Source organism: Gallibacterium faecale (assembly GCF_027920745.1).
GTDB lineage: Bacteria > Pseudomonadota > Gammaproteobacteria > Enterobacterales > Pasteurellaceae > Gallibacterium > Gallibacterium faecale.
In genome coordinates this window covers 1-2,636 of sequence record NZ_JAQIBB010000041.1, presented here as the reverse complement: position 1 = coordinate 2,636, position 2,636 = coordinate 1, and the positions used below count along the sequence as shown (strand labels likewise).

General features: G+C 40.8%; 3 protein-coding genes. All 3 read right to left on the bottom strand.

Features of this window, described 5'->3' with window-relative positions; genetic code table 11:
• Positions 1 to 1,019 (bottom strand): TIGR03752 family integrating conjugative element protein (locus PF272_RS03195; RefSeq protein ID WP_271141606.1); only part of this gene is annotated, 1,019 nt, incomplete at its 3' end.
• A gap of 1 nt (position 1,020) precedes the next feature.
• The gene (locus PF272_RS03190) at positions 1,021 to 1,899 is read right to left on the bottom strand and encodes a TIGR03749 family integrating conjugative element protein (RefSeq protein ID WP_271141605.1); all 879 of its coding nucleotides are present in this window, start codon (positions 1,897 to 1,899) and stop codon (positions 1,021 to 1,023) included.
• On the bottom strand, positions 1,899 to 2,543 hold the full coding sequence (locus tag PF272_RS03185) for a PFL_4703 family integrating conjugative element protein (protein WP_271141604.1): 645 nt from the start codon (positions 2,541 to 2,543) through the stop codon (positions 1,899 to 1,901). Before PF272_RS03185 ends, PF272_RS03190 begins: the two co-directional genes overlap by 1 nt.
• Positions 2,544 to 2,636 lie beyond the last annotated feature (93 nt).

Here is a 2,636-nt window from a genome sequence, read left to right as displayed (position 1 = left end):
TTATTACTTTGACGACCTTGCGGGAGTGTTCGAACACGGCCATCATTAAATACTAGCGTAATGCTTGTCACTTTTCCGCGTACACAAGAGAGTGTCCAGTCTCCACTGGCAGTTCCAGAAAGAATCGCACCTTCTACATTCGGTAACATCATCCCATTGGCAGTGAGATTTTCTTTACCAACTAACACTTTAAACGGGTAAGGATCATTGACTACACCATCAATGGGTACACGCCCTAAGAGAGCGGTCATGGCTACTGAGCCAATTAAGGTGGAATTTTCAGGTAAGGTATAAATCGGTACAGGTGGTTTTTCATCACGCGTTTTACTTTTTACGCCCGTTAAATCTTCGTGCGCTTTGCCTACCATTGAGTTATCTAGCTCATTAAATAAGCTTGGGAAGCCAAAGGAATCCGCTTGTTGTCCAGCTGCAACAGGTTTACCGTTACGATCTAATGCTTGCATATCAGCAGGCATCACCCACTGCATACCCATTGAAACATCGCCATTAATAGGAATATCGCCAAAGCCCTCATCTACACTTGTATTCTTTTGTTCTTGAGTTTGAGTTGGTGAAGTGGTATTAAAATCAAACTGTGGTAAATTGGCTAACTTCTGCTCAAGCTGATCAGTTAAGCTTGCTGCACGTTGTTCAAACTCAATGGTGAGATTATTGCGTTCACGCTCTAATGCGCTCTGAATCTGTGCATCAACATTGGTTTGTTGATCTGTTAGCTGTTTATTGCGTTTTAAGAGATCGGCATTTTGCGCTTTCACCTCTTCAATATCTTGACGAGTTCGCTTTAGTGTACCGACTAAGGTGCGAATCGTGTCCTGTGGTGTATCCCCATCGATTCCCAACGCACGTAATTCTTCTGGCTTTAAGTCATAAATGGTTGATTGTACTGGTGTAGTACTGACTTCAGAATTTGATTTATAGGCTTTAATCCCGATAAAAACAGCAGCAGCGATGGCAGTAGGTACAATAAATTTCAACAGGCTATTTTGCTTGAGTTGCATCTTATTTTCCCTCCGATTGATGAGTACGAGTAGATTTCACTGTTTTTTTAGCTACACGTTTGGGTTCTGCAATCACTGCATTATCTGCACTACCGAGAGAGATAAGATAAACCGTTGTTGTATCTTCTGCCGTTCCTTTCCCGCCTAACCAGTTGTGTTGATAAGTCGCCGCATAAAAGCGCCCTTGAATATAGCGAGGATCAAGTTTGATAATTTCAGCAGATTGATTTTTAAGTTTTACGGCTGTGACTACATAATCACCTAGTTGCCAAGCTGCTAATGGTGTTGCTTTAACAGGTAAGCCTGGTAACAGTGTTGTAATGTTAGTAGGCAAACGATGATGAACACTTTGTACACCATCTAGCGGTTCAACGGTGCGAAGTGGCGCATATAAAGATTGGGCTGCATAACGCGTCAATGCGGCTGGTGTAGGTAAACTGGATTTTGGTTGGGCAACATCTGAAAGTGGCTGGTTTTCTTGCTCAATGTCACCAAAAGTGGTACTGTCTGTTGCCTGTTTTGGCTCATAAACTAACTTAATTGGCTCTAATTTATCTTTATTTGCTTTCGCTTCGACATCAAGCAGGATAATTTCGCCATTTTGCATATCCTGCAATTGTAGGCGAGTTTCAGGAAATGCTTGTGTGGGTTTTAAATAGAGTGTTCCGCCTGCATTTTGAATACGCAACTTTCCAGATAAAGACGGTGGGTAACCAATTTTTACATTTCGCTCAACAAAAATAATCCGTTCTTGCTCCACATTTAAGTCAATCGCTAAAGGAGTACGTTGCCACTGCATTAATATCTCTGCTGATGCTTGCAGGGAGATAACACTGGTAACAACAAATAAAGTGAGTTTCGTTGTAGTAGATAATTTCATTATTTATTTCCTTCTTCTGCATTCATCAGCTCTAAGCGTTTTGGCGTTTCGGCATAGCAATCTAAAGCAAGTCCCCAAGGATTGCGTTCAAGATCACTTTCCATCCTGACGACTTTGACGGGATAACGGACTAAGGTACGTTTCACTGCTTCATCACCGTAATATTCATCGGTAGTTAAATCTAAATTCACTATCCAATCATCTTGACTTAGCACTTGTACCCGACTGTTACTAAATCCACGTCCAGGGATTTCATATACACCACGAATCCGATTTTTTAGCTCACCAAAACTATCTCTATCTTTGTAATCTTGCTCTAAAAATGCTTTACAACCAGGTGTGAGATAATTACTGAGTGCAAAAATATTGCGCTTATAGTCTTCTTGCCCATTAGTTGGCCACCTATTTAGTTGTTGAAAAATATAAAATGCGAAGCCATACACTGTAGAAGTTGGCACTTCCCACCAAGGACGCTGACTACCCCCTCTTAAATCAGGTGGTGTATAAATTTGTAATCGGCTAGGTGCAGTTGACCAGCCAATTCCCATTAAAAGGATTACGGCAAATAAACCAACAATGACAATTCGCAATGTCTTAATGTGATGTTCTTTATCCGTTAAACGATTTTTAAATATACTTTTCATAGAAACCTACTAATAATGAATGGCTAGCGATGAATTGACCAATAACGTTTTTGTGGAGATGAGTTGATAAGTAAACGATTACGCCCAAATCGT

Bases quoted from the DNA above. Each gene is read 5' to 3' on its own strand.
- PF272_RS03190 (WP_271141605.1), bottom strand. From the start codon at position 1,899: ATGAAATTATCTACTACAACGAAACTCACTTTATTTGTTGTTACCAGT.
- PF272_RS03185 (WP_271141604.1), bottom strand. From the start codon at position 2,543: ATGAAAAGTATATTTAAAAATCGTTTAACGGATAAAGAACATCACATT.